The sequence below is a fragment of the Psychrobacter sp. Pi2-1 genome (genome assembly GCF_904846645.1).
Lineage (GTDB): Bacteria > Pseudomonadota > Gammaproteobacteria > Pseudomonadales > Moraxellaceae > Psychrobacter.
The window spans coordinates 1-1747 of record NZ_CAJHBO010000041.1 but is presented as its reverse complement, the minus strand read 5'-3'; the positions used below and the strand labels follow the sequence as shown (position 1 = coordinate 1747).

Annotated in this window: 1 protein-coding gene; it reads right to left on the bottom strand. The window is 42.0% G+C overall.

Annotation, left to right across the window (positions count from 1 at the left end; all coding sequences use genetic code 11):
* Nucleotides 1-563: 563 nt before the first annotated feature.
* Nucleotides 564-1747, bottom strand: a 1184-nt coding sequence (locus JMX91_RS13135; protein ID WP_201549605.1) for a YadA family autotransporter adhesin, incomplete at its 5' end; no start/stop codon positions are given.

Here is a 1747-nt window from a genome sequence, read left to right as displayed (position 1 = left end):
GCTGTCTTAAATGATAATTTTTATAGTTAATAATCTTTCCGAAAAGAAAAGATAGTCAACTTTATTTTTTAGCATTCTGAATCAGCAAAAATCCACACAAGTTGTTCTTTAGTTATGCTTTTAAATAATGTCTGACACTGTCGTCCAGTGCTAGTATTTCAAACTAAATAAGTCAGCCAATGTGACTTATCCTATTTAGCGAGCTGACCATCATATCATGTTTTAATAGTCTGTCAACTTCTTTTTTTAATTTGTCTCATCAGGTTAACTGGGTTATTAATGTGTAATCTACACACTATCTACCTCCAGCTCGTCTTGATGAGGTGCGTATTATAGACGCTATATTTATTTAGTCAAGAAGTATTTTCTATTTAATTCAAACAATTTACATCGTCCAAATCAGTAAGCCACTTCCCTTTCGACTGGGTGGCGTTATACGGAGTTTTAGATAGAAAACAAGAAGAGTTTTCAAAAACATTTTAACTTGATAAATTGAATTGATTGAGCCTACTATTAAAGACAATAGTAGGCTCAAGTATTTCCTTATTTCTTAGATCTACATATTAGTCGAAAGTATAGCTTACGCCAACATTGCCACCATTTTGGCTTCCACTACCACCAAAAGCACTACTGATAGAAAACTGTCCGTCAGATGTAGTGTAACCGACACCAAATGCGTACCCTGTCTCACCTTCCCATGTACCACCGCCCAGACCAACACTTACTTTACCTGGCGTGTTGGGATAACGTAGAGCAGCGAAAGCAAGCGCACCCGCTACTGCTGAGTGAGTCTCACCTTCTAAATCATTTATTCTTCTATCTGTATAACCAAAGGCTTCGGCACGATTTTGGTTAAGCTGAGAAACGTTAACTGCATCATTTGAATTAATACCAGCGGCAACATTGGTAATTCGGCGCTGGTTGTTTGCACTGCCTACCGATACGGTATTATCTGCCGTTGATTGTGAGTTTGCTCCTAATGCTACCGCATTGCTATGAGTCGCACTGCTATTAGCACCGATAGATACTGCATTAGCTGCTTGGACGTTCACCGACTCACCGATAGCAACAGAGTTTGAGGCGTTAGTCTCGTTAGCAAAGGTTGGTGCACTATTAGCACCAATTGTAGCCGCTGTAGCACCAACTGTCGCATTACTACCTAACACTACTGAATTACTAGTAGTATCACCGATAATGTTGTCGTTGCCAACTGCATAATTAGCGCTGCCGCCGATAATATTCGGGTCTCCAAACGCACCTGAGCGATCACCTGAAACGATGTTGCCATTACCCACGCTGGTAGATTGATCGCCAGTCACCGTATTGTTAGTGCCCATAGCGATGCTGTCCTTACCTTTAGATTGAGCATTAACCCCAATTGCTATTGCACCGTCAGCAGTAGCGCCATTGCTGTTATAATTGCCTGCATCTTCATTTTCACTAGAGCCATTAACGCTAAAGAAGCGAGCTTGGCTGTCTTCGATTTTACTTTCTAATTCAATTTTAGCTGCTTCGCTAATACCTGAGTCGCCTTTATCACCTTTAGCACCATCGATACCATCCTGACCTGCTGGACCTTGTTCACCCTGAGGACCTTGCGCACCATCTTGACCATTGATGCCGTCAGATCCTGCTGGACCTTGCGGACCGATTGGACCCTGTAAACCATCAACACCATCTTTACCGTTAGTGCCATCAGTACCATTTAAACCGTCAACACCGTTTTGACCCGCTGGTCCTTGTTCAC